We start from the raw sequence: 279 nt of genomic DNA, 5'->3' as shown, positions 1-279 counted from the left end.
GACCAACACCAAGGAAATCCGTTACGACGCCGAGCGTATCGTCATCCCACTCAACAGGCCCGTGGAATCGCCGTTGACCAACGGCTCGGACACTCACGTCCTCCCGCGCAACCTCGACCGGGAACGGCTGCGCCAGCTGGACCAGCGGCTCATCCGCCAATGAGCCTCAGAATAGTGCCATCTGCCGGTCGACCAAAGTGGCGAAATCATCGCCGACGAACGGCAGGATGGCGTCGGCCACCGGCTGCAACTGCTTGCCCACGTAGTGCTCGTAGTCGA

General features: G+C 62.4%; 1 protein-coding gene. It reads right to left on the bottom strand.

The features are described 5' to 3' along the window. Positions 1-166: 166 nt before the first annotated feature. Positions 167-279 (bottom strand): hypothetical protein (locus ACLJNW_RS24620; protein ID WP_410961274.1); only part of this gene is annotated, 113 nt, incomplete at its 5' end.

It is taken from the genome of Salmonella sp. SAL4457 (assembly GCF_046548235.1).
Lineage (GTDB): Bacteria > Pseudomonadota > Gammaproteobacteria > Enterobacterales > Enterobacteriaceae > Salmonella > Salmonella enterica.
Note: the sequence above shows the minus strand (reverse complement) of the source record. Positions and strands in the feature narration are given on the sequence as shown.